The 15,570-nt window shown below is 72.5% G+C and carries 18 protein-coding genes; 4 read left to right on the top strand and 14 right to left on the bottom strand.

The window, feature by feature from the left end:
• Positions 1-22: 22 nt before the first annotated feature.
• The 5 genes from AC068B_RS27345 to AC068B_RS27325 all read right to left on the bottom strand — a co-directional run bounded on the left by AC068B_RS27345 (position 23) and on the right by AC068B_RS27325 (position 5,598).
• A complete protein-coding gene (locus AC068B_RS27345; RefSeq protein WP_478674287.1) occupies positions 23-1,234 on the bottom strand; it encodes a sensor histidine kinase in 1,212 nt (403 codons plus the stop codon).
• On the bottom strand, positions 1,231-1,899 hold the full coding sequence (locus tag AC068B_RS27340) for a response regulator (RefSeq protein WP_478674286.1): 669 nt from the start codon (positions 1,897-1,899) through the stop codon (positions 1,231-1,233). Before AC068B_RS27340 ends, AC068B_RS27345 begins: the two co-directional genes overlap by 4 nt.
• A 184-nt stretch (positions 1,900-2,083) precedes the next feature.
• Positions 2,084-3,475 carry a helix-turn-helix domain-containing protein gene (locus AC068B_RS27335; protein ID WP_478674285.1) on the bottom strand — a complete coding sequence of 464 codons (1,392 nt, stop codon included), beginning with the start codon at positions 3,473-3,475 and terminating at the stop codon, positions 2,084-2,086.
• A 114-nt stretch (positions 3,476-3,589) separates the two neighbouring features.
• On the bottom strand, positions 3,590-4,426 hold the full coding sequence (locus AC068B_RS27330) for an anti-sigma factor antagonist (protein ID WP_478674284.1): 837 nt from the start codon (positions 4,424-4,426) through the stop codon (positions 3,590-3,592).
• A gap of 128 nt (positions 4,427-4,554) precedes the next feature.
• A complete protein-coding gene (locus AC068B_RS27325) occupies positions 4,555-5,598 on the bottom strand; it encodes a bile acid:sodium symporter family protein (RefSeq protein ID WP_478674283.1) in 1,044 nt (347 codons plus the stop codon).
• A gap of 166 nt (positions 5,599-5,764) precedes the next feature.
• On the opposite strand from AC068B_RS27325, the gene AC068B_RS27320 reads away from it, so the two are divergent.
• Positions 5,765-6,604 (top strand): COG4705 family protein, encoded by an 840-nt coding sequence (locus tag AC068B_RS27320; protein WP_478674282.1) that lies wholly within the window; start codon positions 5,765-5,767, stop codon positions 6,602-6,604.
• Positions 6,605-6,758: 154 nt separating this feature from the next.
• Entirely contained in the window at positions 6,759-7,673 is a 915-nt protein-coding gene (locus AC068B_RS27315; RefSeq protein WP_478674281.1) for a COG4705 family protein, read from the top strand.
• On the opposite strand, the gene AC068B_RS27310 is transcribed toward AC068B_RS27315, so the two are convergent.
• From AC068B_RS27310 to AC068B_RS27290, 5 genes are read right to left on the bottom strand one after another with little or no spacing between them, the layout of a single operon-like run.
• The gene (locus AC068B_RS27310) at positions 7,648-9,018 is read right to left on the bottom strand and encodes a sensor histidine kinase (RefSeq protein WP_478674280.1); all 1,371 of its coding nucleotides are present in this window, start codon (positions 9,016-9,018) and stop codon (positions 7,648-7,650) included. The genes AC068B_RS27315 and AC068B_RS27310 overlap by 26 nt on opposite strands.
• Positions 9,015-9,677, bottom strand: coding sequence for a response regulator transcription factor (locus AC068B_RS27305; protein ID WP_478674279.1), 663 nt, complete (start codon positions 9,675-9,677; stop codon positions 9,015-9,017). Before AC068B_RS27305 ends, AC068B_RS27310 begins: the two co-directional genes overlap by 4 nt.
• On the bottom strand, positions 9,631-10,371 hold the full coding sequence (locus AC068B_RS27300) for a phosphatase PAP2 family protein (RefSeq protein ID WP_478674481.1): 741 nt from the start codon (positions 10,369-10,371) through the stop codon (positions 9,631-9,633). Before AC068B_RS27300 ends, AC068B_RS27305 begins: the two co-directional genes overlap by 47 nt.
• Before the next feature lie 14 nt (positions 10,372-10,385).
• Entirely contained in the window at positions 10,386-10,994 is a 609-nt protein-coding gene (locus tag AC068B_RS27295; RefSeq protein ID WP_478674278.1) for a phosphatase PAP2 family protein, read from the bottom strand.
• On the bottom strand, positions 10,991-11,137 hold the full coding sequence (locus AC068B_RS27290; protein WP_478674277.1) for a hypothetical protein: 147 nt from the start codon (positions 11,135-11,137) through the stop codon (positions 10,991-10,993). The genes AC068B_RS27295 and AC068B_RS27290 overlap by 4 nt, the downstream gene beginning before the upstream one ends.
• Positions 11,138-11,277: 140 nt before the next feature.
• Between AC068B_RS27290 and AC068B_RS27285 the strand changes: the two genes are divergently transcribed.
• Positions 11,278-11,646 carry a BlaI/MecI/CopY family transcriptional regulator gene (locus tag AC068B_RS27285; RefSeq protein ID WP_478674276.1) on the top strand — a complete coding sequence of 123 codons (369 nt, stop codon included), beginning with the start codon at positions 11,278-11,280 and terminating at the stop codon, positions 11,644-11,646.
• On the top strand, positions 11,643-12,575 hold the full coding sequence (locus tag AC068B_RS27280; RefSeq protein ID WP_478674275.1) for a M48 family metalloprotease: 933 nt from the start codon (positions 11,643-11,645) through the stop codon (positions 12,573-12,575). Before AC068B_RS27285 ends, AC068B_RS27280 begins: the two co-directional genes overlap by 4 nt.
• A gap of 9 nt (positions 12,576-12,584) precedes the next feature.
• Here AC068B_RS27280 and AC068B_RS27275 read toward each other — a convergent pair whose 3' ends face one another.
• From AC068B_RS27275 to AC068B_RS27260, 4 genes are read right to left on the bottom strand one after another with little or no spacing between them, the layout of a single operon-like run.
• Positions 12,585-13,496 carry a M48 family metalloprotease gene (locus tag AC068B_RS27275; RefSeq protein ID WP_478674274.1) on the bottom strand — a complete coding sequence of 304 codons (912 nt, stop codon included), beginning with the start codon at positions 13,494-13,496 and terminating at the stop codon, positions 12,585-12,587.
• Complete coding sequence (locus AC068B_RS27270) at positions 13,493-13,885, bottom strand: BlaI/MecI/CopY family transcriptional regulator (RefSeq protein WP_478674273.1); 393 nt, start codon at positions 13,883-13,885, stop codon at positions 13,493-13,495. The genes AC068B_RS27275 and AC068B_RS27270 overlap by 4 nt, the downstream gene beginning before the upstream one ends.
• Positions 13,886-13,909: 24 nt before the next feature.
• Positions 13,910-15,115, bottom strand: coding sequence for a glycosyltransferase family 4 protein (locus AC068B_RS27265; protein ID WP_478674272.1), 1,206 nt, complete (start codon positions 15,113-15,115; stop codon positions 13,910-13,912).
• Entirely contained in the window at positions 15,112-15,549 is a 438-nt protein-coding gene (locus AC068B_RS27260; RefSeq protein WP_478674271.1) for a hypothetical protein, read from the bottom strand. Before AC068B_RS27260 ends, AC068B_RS27265 begins: the two co-directional genes overlap by 4 nt.
• Positions 15,550-15,570: the final 21 nt, after the last annotated feature.

The raw sequence follows: 15,570 nt of genomic DNA, 5'->3' as shown, positions 1-15,570 counted from the left end.
GTATGGGGCGGCATCGCCGCCGTCAGGCCTCTGAGCGCTCGTAGACGACAGGGAGGGTCAGGCGGACGGTGAAGCCTCCGTCGGGGGTGGGGCCGCTGTGGAGTGTGCCGTCCAGCAACGTCGCCCGTTCGTACAGGCCAGTCAGGCCCGTCCCGCTGCCGGGCAGGGGCGCTGTCGGCAGTGGCGGGGCGGGGGTGTTGTCGACGGTGGTGCGGAGGTGGGTGCCGTCGGTGTCGATCGTGACGGTGGCGGTCGCGCCGGGCGCGTGTTTGCGGATGTTCGTCAGGGATTCCTGGACGGTGCGGTACACGGTGCGCTGGTGTGCGCCGGGCAGGGGACGGTCGGTGACGGCAGCAGAAATGTGCAGGTGGGAGTCGACGCCGCTCTGGTCGAGCAGTGCGGACAGGTCGGCGAGTCGGGGCTGAGGAGCCAGCGCGTTCGGGTGGGGGTGAAGGTGGGGGGCTTCGCTGCGCAGGACCAGTAGGACCGTGCGCAGGTCCTCGAGCGTGGCCACGGCGAGTTTCCGCAGCGTCTCGGCCTTGTCGCGGACCGTGGGGTCGGCGGCGGTCACCGAGAGGGCGCCCGCCTGGACGGCGATCAGTCCGGCCTTGTGGGAGACCACGTCGTGCATCTCCCACCGGATGCGTGCCCGTTCCTGACGGACGCCGTGCTCGACGTGCAGCCGCTGTTCCTGTCGGCGCAGGGCGTCCACCTCCTGGAGTCGGCGGGCCAGTTCCACCCGGGCCCGGTAGTGCAGTCCCACGACGACGGGCGCGCCGACGATCAGGATCGCGTACGCCAGGTGCCGGGCCATGTCGGGCAGCGTCGCCCCGGCGAGGCCGGGGCCCTCCCACATCCGGCACGGGCGCCAGCACAGCAGGTCGCCCAGCATCACCGTCACGAAGGCCACGGCGGTGGTGCCGCGCGGTCCGTTCCGGCGGGCCAGGGCGCACAGGGCGAAACAGCTCAGGGCCAGAGCCTGGGAGCCGAAGAGCGCGGGGACCGTGAGCGCGAACGGCGCCGCGGGACGGCTTCGGCGCACCCGGAGCGCGCCCGTGGCAGCCAGCACGCCCAACTGCTGCCACCAGGGCTCATGCACGAGTTCGGGCCAGCAGTCGGCCAGTCCCAGGGCTGCCAGAACCAGGTCACCGATCCAGCGCGGCCCCGCGGAGCGGGGAGCCAGGAAGTAGCGGTCCCACCACCGGTCCTCCTCGCGGCGAGCGGCGTCGCTCACCGGACTCGGTCCGGCGCGGTCACCAGGCCCGCCCGGGTGGCAAGTACCGCGGCCTGGACGCGGTTGTCGACGTGGAGTTTCGTCAGCAGGGCGCTGACGTGGTCCTTCACCGTGCTCATGCTCATGTGCAGGCGAGCTGCGATGTCGCCGTTGGAGAGCCCGTCCGCAAGTACCACCAGGACCTCACGCTCGCGCGGCGTCAGCGTGGCCAGTTTCGGCCCGGCCGGATCGGCGGCTCCCTGCTCGCGCAGGCGGCGCACCATGGGCAGGGACAGGCAGCCACTGCCCGTGCCCAGGGCCCGTACCGCACGGATCAGGTCGGTGGGGCTGGTGTCCTTGAGGAGGAACCCCGCGGCTCCCCCGCGGAGTGCCTCCCCCACGTACTCGTCCGTGTCGAACGTGGTGAGCATCGCGACCTGCGGCGGGCGGGGCAGCGCCCGCAGCCCCTCCAGCACGGTCAGGCCGTCCACGTCGGGCATGCGGATGTCCAGCAGCACCACGTCCGGCCCCTGCTCGCGCGCCACCTCCACCGCCTCGCCGCCGCGGCAGGCAGCCACCACGCGCACATCGGGCGCGACGGCGAGGATCTCCGACACCCCTGACCTCAGCAGCTCCTCGTCGTCCACGACCATGACCCGCAGTGCGGGGCACGCCAGTACCGGCATTGCGACAGACCTCTCGATGCGCTCCAGGGCCCGTCCTCGTCCTGGCGGGCAGCCTCCGAGGGCAGCAAACCCTGCCGCGGCCGACGAGCACCAGAAGGCTGTGCCTCGCGTGCCTCGTCCATGAGGGACGGCCGGACGGGCGCCCTACAATGCGGCGGCTGTCGTGCCCGGTCGTCGGTGCGGTTCAGGTGCTTGGCTGCCGCCCGCCGCCCAGCAGACCCAGCAGGTCCTGCACGAGGGGCTCGTCGCGATGCGGGTCGAATCGACGGCGGTACTCCCCCGCCAGGGCGCCGGGCAGCCCTCCGGCCAGCGCTGCGGCGTACCGGGCACTGTGCGCGGCCATGTCCAGCTCCCCCAGGGCCAGTTGGGCATCCACGGCGTACAGCAGGACACCTGCGGTGAAGGGCGAAGGAGCCGGACCGTCGGGACCGGTGGTGGCCTTGGCGTCGGTGAGCGGAACGAGCCACTTCAGGGCTTCGCGGGGCTGGTTCCGATGCAACAGGGACAGTCCACGGCACAGCCTCAGACGCATGTCGTCGAGGTCCCGTACCGGCAGGACGTCCGCCACGGCGGGTTCCCGGTGGCTGTTGCCCAGCTCCCGATCGGCCCGGTCCAGGGCCTTGGCGCCGGACGACTCGTGTCCCGTCCGGGCCAGGGCCAGCGCCTCCCAGCTGTTCACCAGCGCGGCCAGGCGCGGAGTGAGGGGCGGCGCGGCCCCGCGTGCGGCGCTCAGTACCGACAGGGCGTCCCTCGGCGCTCCGACCGCGGCGTGCAGCCCGGCCAGGTCCGCCAGGCAGACGACGCTCTGGCGCCGGGCGCCGACGGCGGTCGCGGCGCGCAGGGCGGCCAGGCTGTAGCGCTCGGCGGTGGCGAAGTCGCCCAGGCAGGTGCTGAGGCAGGTGCAGAGCCGCCCGGTCCTGGCCAGCAGGTAGAGCAGCCGGGCCCCGGTCGTCCGGTCGTAGCCCGCGTCGGTGAGCACTCCGCTGATCAGCCGGTACTCGGCGCGGGTGGCCAAGTACAGCGCACTCGGCGTGGCCGACGAACCGGCCTCCTGCCGTTCCAGGGCCCGTACGCGGAATTCGATCCAGTCAAGGGCTTCTGGAGGAACGGGAACGGCGGTTCCGCCCCGGGCGGGTGCGGGGCGCGGGTCGTCCAGTGCGGCCAGCGCTCCCCTGAGCTGAGCCAGGAGCGCAGGCCCCGTACAGGCGAGTACGCGCGCGGAGGCGCCCGCGCTGTCAACGGTGGCGGCGACGTCCCGCGCGGCGGCGACCGCGCTGTGCGCACGCCAGGGTTCCTCACTCGCTGCGACCGCCCGGGTGGCTGCGGTGAGCCACGTCGGCCACCCGAGCCGCAGCACATCGGCTTCGGGGACGCCGTGGATCCGGGCGATGGAGAGCTGCGCGGTCGGTGACGGCACGGTCCGGCCCGACTCCCAGCGCGACACCTTCTCCCGCCGCGCGAGCAGCGGCCCGAACCCCAGGTCAGCGTGGGTGTCGGCGACCAACTGCGCGTAAGCGGCATGCGACAGGCCGACGGATGCCCGCAGGACCGCCAGGGGATGCTGTGCCCTGCCCATGACGCTCACTCCCCAGGGGGAAGCCGCTCCGTATCGACGGCTCCAGCGTACGACCCGCCACGGAGTACAGCCATGTGAAGGGTGAAGCAGGGGCGTACTCGATGGTGGCTGGGTTCAGCTCAGGAGATGGGCGGCGGTGCCGAGTCGCCGCAGGGCGCGGCGCTGTTCGTCGGTGAAACCCGTGGCGTGTGGGTGGTGGGTGGAGACGACGCCGATCAGAGTGCCGTCCGCGGCGGTGATGGGCAGGGAAACACAGGCGCCGACGCCCGCTTCCTGCAGCACGTCCAGCGCCGGGGTGGCGTAGAAGAGTGCGCTGGCGGCCACGTCGTCGACGAGGACGGGCCGACGGTCCTGTGCGGCGACCCCGCAGGCGGTGTCCCGGTCGGCCACCGTTGCGAAGTAGGTCAGGAACGGTTGCCGGAAGCCGCGTTGGGCGACGATCTGCAGTGTGCCGTCCTGCGGCTGGTAGAGCTGGGCGTTTCCCATCGGGGCGCCGGTGATGGCGAAGGCGGCGGACAGGGCGGCCGAGAGCACCGAGAGCCGCGGGAGCCTCTCGTGCCGCGGCAGCGGCACCGTCGCCGACTCGCGGGCCATCCGCTCGCCCTCCGCGTCACCGCACAGTTGCAGCGCCCGCAGCACGCTGTTGTGGGCCCGCTGCAGTACGAGGCTGCCGCCTGCCGCTCTGGCCTGCCGGGCGGTGTGCAGCAGCAGCTCCACCCCCGCGGTCCCGCAGAACGTCACGCGGCTGGCATCCACCAGGACGCGGCCGCAGGGATGCTCGACAGCGCGCTCCAGTGCCTTGGCCAGGTCCGGCACGGAGGCGATGTCCAGCTCGCCGGCGATACGGACGAGGACTCTGCCGTCCACTTCGGCAACGCTGACGGGCAGCGCCGACGACGTCTTTGACCACTGCACTGCGATGTGGCTGGCGGCGCTGCTCATCGGATGCATGCCTGCCCACGCTAGGGCCACTGGCGCGCATGCCGGGCGCGCTTGCCCCAGGCGGTCGGCCTCGGCGCCGTATCGATCACAAACGTGCAGCGCGAGCGGGCGGATCGCCCGGCTGACACGGAGCTGGGTCAGCGCTGTCGTACGACTCTGCTCGCTGCCGTCTTCTGAAGCAGTCCGTAGGCCAGCACGGGCAGCAGCAGGTGTGGTTTGTCGGGCAGGGTGGTGGTGAGCAGGACCGCGCTCGCGCTGCTGTTGTTCATGCCGCAGGCGAGGGTGAGGGACGACGCCGCGGGGGTTTCCAGTCTCAGCAGGCGCGCAACGCCGTGGCCGAGCGCGAAGGACAGCAGGCAGACGAGCGTGGCCACGGTCAGCGCGGCGGCGAGCAGCAGCGGGCGCGGTCGGGTGAGGAAGGTGCCGAGTGCGCCGCTGGCGTTGACGTAGGTCAGCAGGAGCGAGCCGGTCAAGGCGCAGGGACCGACGACGGCGAGGGCCCGGGGCAGCCACGGTTCGGGCAGTGCCAGGCGGAACAGGATCCCGGCCGCGCAGGGCAGGACCACGCCGACCAGGGCGAAGCCGCCCTGTGTGGGGTGTCCGGCTCGGGTGAACGTGTGCGCGTATTCGCCGCTGAGCAGTGGCTGCAGGGTGCTGATGACCAGCGGGATGGTGAGGGGGCTGAGGAGCGTGGAGACGAGGACCAGCCCCACCATGGTCGGCTGGTCGCCATCCCCCTTGCCGGTCCATACGGTTGCTCCAGCGGCGACGGGCATGGCCACGATCAGGATCATCGCGGTGATCAGGCCGCTGCCGCCGTCGGCGTCGGGAGTCCGGTGCAGCAGGAACGCGACGGCAGGAACGGCGAGGAGCGGGATTGCCAGGTGCAGGACGAGTCCGGCCAGCAGGGCGGTCGGGCGCCGGAGCAGGGTGCCGAGCGCGCGTACGGGCACTTGGAGTCCCGCCGAGAACAGGACCAGGGAGAGCAGGAGTTGCGCGGCGGGCAGGGGGAGGTCTCCCGGCGTGCCGAGCGCCAGCGCGTGGGGTCGGCGCAGCCACAGCCCCGGACCGGGCAGCAGCAGGGCGGCGGCGTACGCGAGGACGATCGCGCGGCCGAGCCGGTGTCGCAGCCAGCTCGTTGCGCGGTCAGTCGGCGGTCGGGCGGCAGTCGGGGTGGTCACGGTGGCCTTCCTCCGTCGCTGGCATGGGAGCGGGAAGCAGTGCCGGTATGCGAGGGGCCAATGAGGGGTTCACGACATCCATGCTGCTGGTCGAAGACGTGCTGTGTGCGCGGTGCCGCGCAGCGGTCAGGATGCGTTCAGGTTTCCGGTGGCACGGTCGTCCGCCATGACCCACGAAACGTCTGAGACATCCGCGGTCCCCACGACCGGTGAGCCTTCCGTGTCCGCGCGGCACCGGCTGCGCTGGAACAAGGTGCCCGAGGTCACCGTCTACTTCTGGATCATCAAGGTGCTGTGCACGACGGTCGGTGAGACCGCGGCCGACCTGCTCGACGAGAAGGCGGGGCTCGGCCTGACCGGTGTGTCGGTGCTGATGAGCGTGCTCCTTGCCGGGGTGCTGGTCGTGCAGTTCCGCACGCACGCATACCGGGCGGGCGTGTACTGGCTCGCCGTGGCCCTGATCAGCGTCGTCGGCACGCTGATCAGCGACAACCTCACCGACAACATGGGGGTGCCACTGGAGACGAGCACGACGGTGTTCGCGATCGCCCTCGCGGTGGTCTTCGTCGTCTGGTACCGGCGGGAGCGGACGCTGTCCATCCACAGCATCGACACCACAGGACGGGAGTCCTTCTACTGGCTCGCGGTGCTGTTCACGTTCGCCCTGGGCACCGCGGCCGGGGACCTGGTCTCCGAGCGCATGGCCCTCGGCTACTGGCTCGCCGCCGTCCTGTTCGCGGTGGGCATCGCGGCGGTGGCCGTCGCGCACTTCGCACTGGGGCTCGACGCGGTGTGGAGCTTCTGGGTCGCGTACATCCTCACCCGGCCGCTCGGCGCTTCGATCGGCGACTACCTCTCCCAGCCGACCGGGGACGGCGGCCTGGGCCTGGGCACGGTGGTGACCAGCGTCCTGTTCCTGGCCGTCATCCTCGGCCTGGTCGTGTATCTGGCGGTGACACGCAAGGACGTCACCGAACCGGAGAGGGGGGCCGGGCTCCCGGCCTGACCTGCCGAACCGGCCCGCGTTCAGGATGCGTTCAGGCTCTTGGCGCCAGGGTCGGTGTGCGCGACCGCCGTCGGTGGGCGGTCCAGCATCCCTCAGGGTGCTCGTCCGGTTCGCGACGAGCACCCTGTCGTACGACTGGAGTGGAGAAGCTGAAGTGGAGAAGCCGGAAGTCCTCACCAATCCCGACGTGACGAGCAGGTCGAGTGCGTCGGGCCCGTCGGGTACGCCGAGTGCCGCGAAGTCGGTGATGAAGAAGCTGCCCGAGGTCACACTCACCTTCTGGATCATGAAGGTCGCCGCGACGACCCTGGGCGAAACGGCGGGCGATCTCTTCGCGCAGACCCTGAAGCTCGGCTACTTCCTCACCACGATCGCGCTGTTCCTCGTCTTCGTGGTGACGCTGGTGGTCCAGCTGCGGTCACGCCGTTACAACCCGTTCTTCTACTGGACCGTGATCCTGTCGACCAGCATGGCCGGTACCACGATGTCCGACTTCATGAACCGCGACGCCAGCGCCAAGTACCTTGCGGGCAACGCCACTTCGCTGGGCTGGGGGCCGCAGGGCCTCGGCCTCGGCTACCCCGTCGGGGCGGCGATCCTCATCTCGATCCTCCTGGCGATCTTCGTTGCCTGGAGGGCGCGCGGGATGACGTTCCAGATCCGCGACATCGTCACGTTCAAGGGCGAGGCCCTGTTCTGGTCGGCGATCCTCGTGTCCAACACGCTCGGCACCTCCATGGGCGACTTCCTGTCCGACAGCTCCGGCCTCGGCTTCGCGGGCGGGGCGCTTCTGGTGACCGGTCTGCTCGCGGTGCTCGTCGCGCTGATGAAGGCGCCCGTGGTGCCCAACGTGCTGCTGTTCTGGATCGCCTTCGTCCTCACCCGCCCGCTGGGCGCCACCGCGGGCGATTTCCTCACCAAGCCGGTCGCCAAGGGCGGGCTCGATCTCGGCACCGCGGGCTCGTCCGCCGTCCTGCTCGCCGTGCTGTTCGGGATGATGGCCTACGCCCAGGTGCGGGAGCGCCGGGCCTCAGCCGTCCCGGTCACCCGGCGGGCAGCCTCACGGTGAAGGCGGCTCCGGGGGTGTGCCCGGGGTCGTGGGCCACTTCGCCGCCGACGGCGCGGGCCAGGCGTCGTGCGAGGGGCAGCCCCAGGCCCGCGCCGTCGTGTCCGTCGTCGGTGTCGGCGCGTCGGCCGGGCTGGAAGAGTTCGCCCACGAACGTCTGCGGCACTCCCGGGCCGTCGTCGACGACATCGATGCGTACGACTCCGGGGAGCTGCCGCGCGGACACGGTCACCTGGGAGCGGGCGTAGCGGGCGGCGTTGGCGAGCAGGGGGCTGAGGACGCGTTCGAGGAGAGCGGGGGCAACTCCCGCCTCCAGCACGGGTGTTGCCGGTTCCAGCACGGTTCTCACCCGGCCCGGTGGGGCGAGGTTGTGGAGCAGGCTATCGATGACGGGCACGACGTCGGTGGCACCGGGGGCCGTCGCCGGGGTGAGGGCGTTCACTCGCGCGTCGTCCAGGACGGTGTCGCAGATGGCGCGCATGGACCGGGCGGCCTCGGCGATCACCTCCACGGTGGCCCGGGTGTCGGCGTCCGTGCGGGGGCGGGATCGCCACCAGTCGAGTTCCATGACGATCCGGGTGAGCGGTGTGCGCAGTTCGTGGGAGAGCTCGCCCGTCAGCTGCTGCTCGTGGCGCAGCACGGTGCGGATGCGGTCCAGGAGCGCGTCCAACGAGGCGCCGAGGCGGGTGAGTTCGACGGGGCGGCCTGCGGTGTCGAAGCGCTCGTCGGAGGCCACCGCGCTCCACTGGGTGGCCTGGTCCGTCATCGCCCGCACCGGGCGCAGTGCCCGGCCGACGGACAGCCGGGTCAGGGCGTACGTGCAGCCGAGCATCATCACGTCCAGGACGAGCGATCCAAGGAGCAGGGTGTCGGCCGAGTTGCGGTACGGAGTCAGGTCCAGGGCGGTGACGACGGTGGCAGTGGCCCGGCGGTCGGTGAGGGGATGCGAGCACAGCCGGACGGTGTGGACGGTGGCGCAGGCGCGCCCGGCGTGCGCCGCCAGCCCGTCGGCGGCGCGGGTGAGCGGGCTGCCAGCCGTGGCGGACGGCGGTTTCTCCAGCAGCCGGGTTCCTTCGTAGATCCACACATTCGCGTCGAGCAGGCGGTCGTTGGCGGTCTCCAGGATGCGTACGCGAGGACCGCTGGTGTCGACGGTCGTGGCCACCGCTGCCGCCCGGTCGCGCAGTCCGTGGTCCGCCTGGCGTCGCAGGTGCTCGTCCATCGCGACGTTGAACACCACGGTCAGCACCGTCATCAGCAAGGCGGCGGTGGCCAGTGCCACAAGGGAGAGGCGGCCGCGCAAGGTGCGCGGGGCAAGGCGGCGCGCGACGCTGCGGGTGCGGTTCACGACAGGCGGTGCCCGACCCCGCGCGCGGTGCCGACCGTCAGGGCACTGCCTGCCTCGCGCAGTTTGCGGCGCAACCGGCTCAGGTACTGGTCCAGGGTGTTGTCGCTGACGTGCGCGCCTTCGGGCCAGCCCGCCCTGACCAGGTCGCGGCGGCGCACGAGGTCGCCGTCCGCGGCGACGAGCGGGGCGAGGAGCCGGAACTCCGTGGGGGACAGCAGGACGCGGACACCGTGCACGGTGGCATGGTGGCCGACCGCGTCCAGGACCAGGTCGCCGGTCGTGGCCGGGGCGCGGGGGCCGGTGCGTTTGAGTGCGGCGCGCAGCCGGGCGGCGAGTTCGGCGAGGTGGAAGGGCTTGGGCAGGTAGTCGTCCCCTCCGGCGGAGAATCCGGCGAGCCGGTCGGTGAGGTGGTGACGGGCGGTCAGGAAGATGACCGGGGCGAGGAATCCGTTGGCGCGCAGCGCCTGGCACACGTCCCGGCCGTCCGCGTCGGGCAGCCCGACGTCCAGGACGAGTGCGGCGATGTCGGTGGTGGCCAGCCGCAGGGCCGTGGCGCCGTCGGCGGCGGGCACGGGGTCGAATTCCTCGTCCCGCAGACCGCGGCGCAGGACGTCACGCAGGGCGTGATCGTCCTCCACCACCAGGATCTTGGGGCGCATGGTTCTCCTGGTTCTCCATCGACTGCGGGGCGGAAGCCGTCGGGTGAGTGAGGAACGGGGCGGGCAACAGGTGGACGGCCGCGCACAGACACGCCCCCAGCCAGCCGAGGGCGAACAGCCAACCGCCCAGGACATCGGTGAACCAGTGCACGCCGAGGAAGACCCGGCTCACTCCGACCAGCAGGCCCCAGCAGCCCACGGCGACCCGGAGCGCGGTGCCGCCGCGCGGGCGGCGCAGAGTGAGCGCGGCGAGCAGCAGACCAGCGGTCAGCGCGGCCGTGGTGGTGTGCCCGGACGGGAAGGCCCAGCCGCTCGCGTGCGCCGTCCAGTCGCCCCGCGGCGGCCGCGCGCGGTGCACGAACTCCATCACGGCGTACCGCAGCGCTTGTCCCGAGCCGAGGCAGACGAGCGCGAGGACGGCGGCGAGCAGCCGGTGCCGCGCCGTGCGGCCCGCCACGACCCCGGCCAGGACGACGAGTACGTACGGAACCACGCCGGTACCGGAGGCCGTCACACCCCGCGCCACCGCGACAGCCACCTCCGGGCGGTGGCCGACCGACCAGGCGAGGAAGCCGTCGTCCAGCCACAGCGGCGAACCGCCCCGCCCTATTACGACCAGGGCCAGGACCCCGAACGCCGCCCACGCACCCAGCGCGACGCTGACGAGCAGATCGGCGGCGTCCCTCCGGTTCACGGGCTCGAAGCGGTTCATGAGGCCGTGAGCAGCAGACGCAGTGGAGCCGCCACCGTCATCCGCCCGGCCAGTGCCGAGGACCGACGTCCCACCACGGGCATGGCGCCGAGCGCGACGAGCCCGCCCACCAGGAGCCCGGCCAGGACGTCGTGCGGATAGTGCACGCCGACCCAGACCCGCGAGGCCGCCATGGCGGCCGCCGCCACGCAGGCCACTGCGCCCAGGCGCCGCGAGACGATCAGCAGCGCCACGGCCGCCGCTGCGGCGATGGCCGCGTGATTGCTGGGGAAGGACCAGTCACCGGGCGCCGGGCACGCCTCCAGGGGCCGCACCCGCAGGCTCCGGCACGGCCGGTCTTCCCGGACGAGCAGCTTCAGGACGTCGTCCAGGACGAACGCCAGGGCCGCCACCACCGGAACGGCCAGTGCCGTCACCGCCGCCGCGGCGCCCACGCGCCGGGCCCGCCACCAGCCCAGGACCATGAGCAGCGCGAACACCGCAAGGCCGTACGCCGACCACACCGTCACCGCACTGTCCAGCCAGCCCGGCGAGCGCTGCGCCAGGTCCGCCACATCCCGGTAGCCGGAGCCGTCGATCGATGCCCCGTCCAACGCGAGGATCATCCTCGGGCCTCCTTCGTCCTGCCCCGCCCCCGCCCGCGTCCGCGGTACGGCTCGGCGGCGGGCACCCCGAAGGCGGCAAGGAGCGGTCGAGCGTTGAGCGGGTCCACCGCGAGCTGCGACGATGGGACCACGGGTGTGGTCATCGGCATGAGTCCTCTCTCTGCTGACGACCGGAAGTGCGGCACTCGCGCGCACAGCAACCGGCATGCACAGCACCTGACTGACTACAAACCTGTAGACGGTCTACGTTACTGTAGACGACGCGGGGGTGAGGATCGTTCCCATGAACACCGAGAAGGACGACCGTCGGTCGGCGGGCGAACTGGAGGCCGCGGTGCTGGCCGCGCTGTGGGCGGCGGATGCCGCCCTCACGCCGTCCGAGGTCCAGGCCGAGCTCGCCTCCGGACTCGCCCGGACCACCGTGACGACGATCCTGTCCCGCCTGTACGAGAAGGGGACGCTCCAGCGGGAGCGACAGGGCCGTGGCTACGCCTACCGCCCCATACAGGACCCGCACGGCCTGACCGCCCTGCGCATGCACGGCGAACTCGACCGCGACAGCGACCGCGAGACGGTGCTCGCCCGATTCGTCGCCCAACTCGCCCCGGACGACGAGCAGGTCCTGCGCCGCCTCCTCGAGGAGGGCCCATGACGCTGGCGGTGCTGTTGATCCCCCTGCTTCTGCCCTGTGTCGCGCCGCCGCTGGCACGCCGGATCCTGAGCCATCGCTCGCCCGGGGTCACCCTGTGGACGCTCACCGCCTCGGCGCTCCTCCTCGCGGCGAGCACCGTCGCAGCACTCGGCACGCTGGCCCTGACCGGGCTGTTCAAGATCCCGGCCTTCGCCCCGCTCGGCGAGCTGGTGCACCCGCTGCGGACACCCACCGTTCGGCTGGTCCTGCCCTTGGCCGCGCTCGCCGCCGGACTGCTCGTGCTCGCCGCGCTCACCCTGGGGCGCTCGGTCGTGCGGCAGACCACGGCGCTGCGTACCGCCCGGTCCGAGGCCGACCGCAGGCCCCCCGCGGGCGACCTGTGCGTCGTCGAGTCCCCGCACCCCGACGCGTACGCCCTGCCCGGCCGACCGCACCGCATCGTCGTCACCACCGCCATGCTGCGCAGCCTCGACGCCCGCGAGCGCGAGGCGCTCTTCGCGCACGAGCGCGCCCACAACTCGGGCGGCCACCACTACTTCCTGGCCGCGGCGGAACTCACCGCCCACTGCCATCCCGCCCTGCGCCAGGTCCGCGAGACCATCCGGCTCGCCGCCGAGCGGGCCGCCGACGAGGCCGCCGCCACCGCCGTCGGCGACCGCCGCCTGACCGCGCGCGCCATCGCCCGAGCGGCCCTGGCCGCACACGCGAGCGACACCGTGCGGCCCGTCGTGATGCCCGCGGCCACCACCAGCCCCGTGCCGCAGCGCGTGGCCGCTCTCCTCTCCCCCACCACACGCTCCCCGCGGGCCACGCCCTGGATCGCCGCCCTGCTGGCCGTCTGCGCGCTGGTGTCCTGCGGCACCGCGGCAACCGTCGCGCTCAGCGTTCACCAGGACATCGAGGTCGCCCAGGGCGAAGCGGGCCGCTGAGCGGCCATGTCATCGCTGGATCGGGAGCGTACGGGCAAGGAGTTGAAGGAAGTCGCCCGTGGCGTCGGCGGCGCCGATGGCCGGGAGCAGGCCGAGGGTGAGGACGGCGGCGACCAGGGGCAACAGACGCGGGGGCGGTGCAGCCTGGAGGGCGGCCACGCGGCGAGTGACGGCGCGGTCGGTGAAGTTCAGTGCGCGGACGGGCCTGGTGTGCACCGCGATGAGGGCGGCACGGGCCAGGGCGCGGGCGGCGGTGGTCCGGTCGCCGACGGCGGTGGCGGCGCGTTCGTCCGCCCAGCGTTCGATGAGGAAGACGACGGTCGTGCGGACGGGCACCAGCAGGGGGTTGGCGGCGACGGCCACGGTGACGGCGGCCGAGACGAGTGCGTGCCGGTGAGTCAGGTGGGCGCGCTCGTGGGCCAGCAGGACGCGGCGCTCGGCGGGTTCGAGGGCGCCGAGCATGGCGGCGGTGACCAGGATCCGGCCGGGCGCCCCGGGTCCGGCGGGGATGGCGAAGGCTCGGGGTACAGGGGAGGCCGCGACGATCAGCTCGGTGTCCTGCGGGTGGCCTTCGCACAGGCCGCGCAGGGTACGGCGGGTGGCGCACTCCGCGCGCAGGGCGCGGCAGACCCGGTACGCGATCACGCCGAGGGCCAGGACGGCGGCGACGGCGATGACTTCGGGGACGGGGTCGGGCAGGCTCCGGCCGTCCTCGTGCGCTTCGGCGGCCACGGGCGGAGCCTCGCTGACGAGGGTGCCTGCCAGCAGGACGAGCGCCCAGGTGGTGGCGGCCGCGGTGACGACCGCGGCGGCGGTGAGCACGCGAACCGCCAGGGCAGGGGCCACCCGCCTGCCGACCACGGGGCTGACGGCGGCGAGCAGCAGGGACAGCACGAGCGGGGTGTAGACGTCGATCCTCATGGGCCGCTCCCCCCGAGGAGGTCACGCAGCGCGCGCTCCTCCTCGACGCTCAGGCCGGTGACGAACTGCTGGAGCGCGGCGATCGGGTCGGGGCCGCGGTCGAGTGCCTGGTGCATGGCCTCGGCAGTCATCTCGGCGGCGTTCTTCACCGGTCGGTACGCCCCGCGCCGCCCCTCCGCGTCCCGCAGGACCAGGCCCTTGTCGTGCAGCCGCTTGAGGATGGTGTGGACCGTGTTGTACGCGAGGTCGCCGCCGATCCCGGTCTGGATCTCGGCGGGAGTGAGGGCCTTGTCGGTGGCCCACAGGGCGGCGAGCACTTCGCTCTCCAGCTCTCCGGAGTTGCGCCGTTCCGCTCTGCCCGATCCGCCTGGGGAGTTGGTGCCTGCCATGCCGTCACCTTACAGCGCGTAGGGTCAACGGGAGATGGGACTGCCGGATGCGCCGGACCGGGCTCCGGTGCGCCCGCCGGGCCCGCTAAGCTCTGCGAACAGGGCCTCCCACTGTTCGCGGATGCGTCCGGGCGCGTAGCGCCTGGCGGCGAGGGCCGCCGACTCCCCCAACTTCTCGCGCAGCTCCGGGTGTTCGATCAGGAGGGCGAGGGCCTCGGCGAGAGCCACGGCATTGCCGGGGGCGACCAGGAGCCCGTCCTGGCCGCCGGTGATGATCTCGCGGGGGCCTTGCGGACAGTCGAAGCTGACCGGCGGGACGCCGTGACTCATCGCCTCCGCCAGCACCATGCCGAATCCCTCGTGGCGGGAGGCGAGGGCGAAGACGGAGGCCTTGGCGAGTTCGGTCTCCAGGTAGGGCGTACTGCCCATGAGGTAGACGTGGTTGTACAGGTGCCGTTCGTGGATGAGGGCGCGCAGCCGGTCGCGTTCGGGGCCGGATCCGTAGATGCGCAACTGCCAGTCGGGGTGGGCCCGGGCGACACGGGCGAAGGCCTCGATGAGGGTGTCGAACCCCTTGGCTTTGACAAGGCGTCCGGCGCTGACGACGAGCGGCCGGTCCAGGGACGAGCGTGCGGGGGTGACATCGGGCAGCGGGTTGGGGATGCGCTCGATGCGGACGTGGGCGTCGGCCAGACGCGCGGCGTAGGTCTGCCGGTCGGCCTCGGTCAGCACCGTCAGCGCGTCGAGCTGGGGGTACCAGAGGTCGATCTGCTGGGTCAGGGCGAGCTTGTGGCGCTCGTAGTGCAGGTGTTCCTGCCCGATGCGGAGCACAGCGGGCGGGGCGAAGCGGGCGGAGAGGATGTTGAGGCCGGGGCGGGTCGCGATGAGGACGCCGTCCTTCAGGGAGCGCAGGTAGCGGGTGATGCGGTGGTCGGTGAGGCGGCTGAAGCGCGTGAACTTGACCTCCGCACGCGGGATCAGCCCGCTGGGACGACGCCGCTGCCACGCCTCGACGTGACGGCGCCCCCAGGGGCCGGTGACGGTGGTGTCGGTGAGGGCGTGCAGGCGGATGCCGTGGTGGAGCGGGAAGGCCGGATCGGCGCGGTGCCGATGGACGCTGGCGATCTCCACCTCGTACCCGGCGGCGGCCAGCGCGTTCGCCTGGTTGACGACCGTGCGGACGGTGCCGCCGACCGCGTACGCGTTCAGGAGCAGGAAGCGGATCTTCACTTCGCCTCCCGGCGGCAGGCGATCGAGAGGTTGTCCTTGACCGTGTAGTACGGCTCCACCCAGGCACCGGCGGCGAGCTGCGCCGGGTACACGAAGATCTTCTTCTTGCCGACGACGTCATCCAAGTGCCGCCCCACACGCAGGAGTCCGGCCCCCGGGCCGACGTCGAGATAGAGGTCCCAGACCTGCTCCGACACACCGCAGGAAGCACCCAGGGGCTCCAGAGGGATGCGCACACCGAACCAACCGTCGCCACCGCCGTCCACGGGCAACCGCACCTCTCCACCGCCCTCCCCCCGCACCTTCAGAACGAGCACGGCCCGCGCGCCCCGTCCGCCCACCACGGCCAGACACAGCCGGATCCGCCCGTCGCGCGGCCAGACCTCCTCGACCTCCACGCCGTGCACCCCGTCGGCACCCCGCTCTTCACGCATGTCCGGCCCACCCCTTCACCT

Source organism: Streptomyces sp. NPDC042371 (assembly GCF_056437465.1).
Note: the sequence above shows the minus strand (reverse complement) of the source record. Positions and strands in the feature narration are given on the sequence as shown.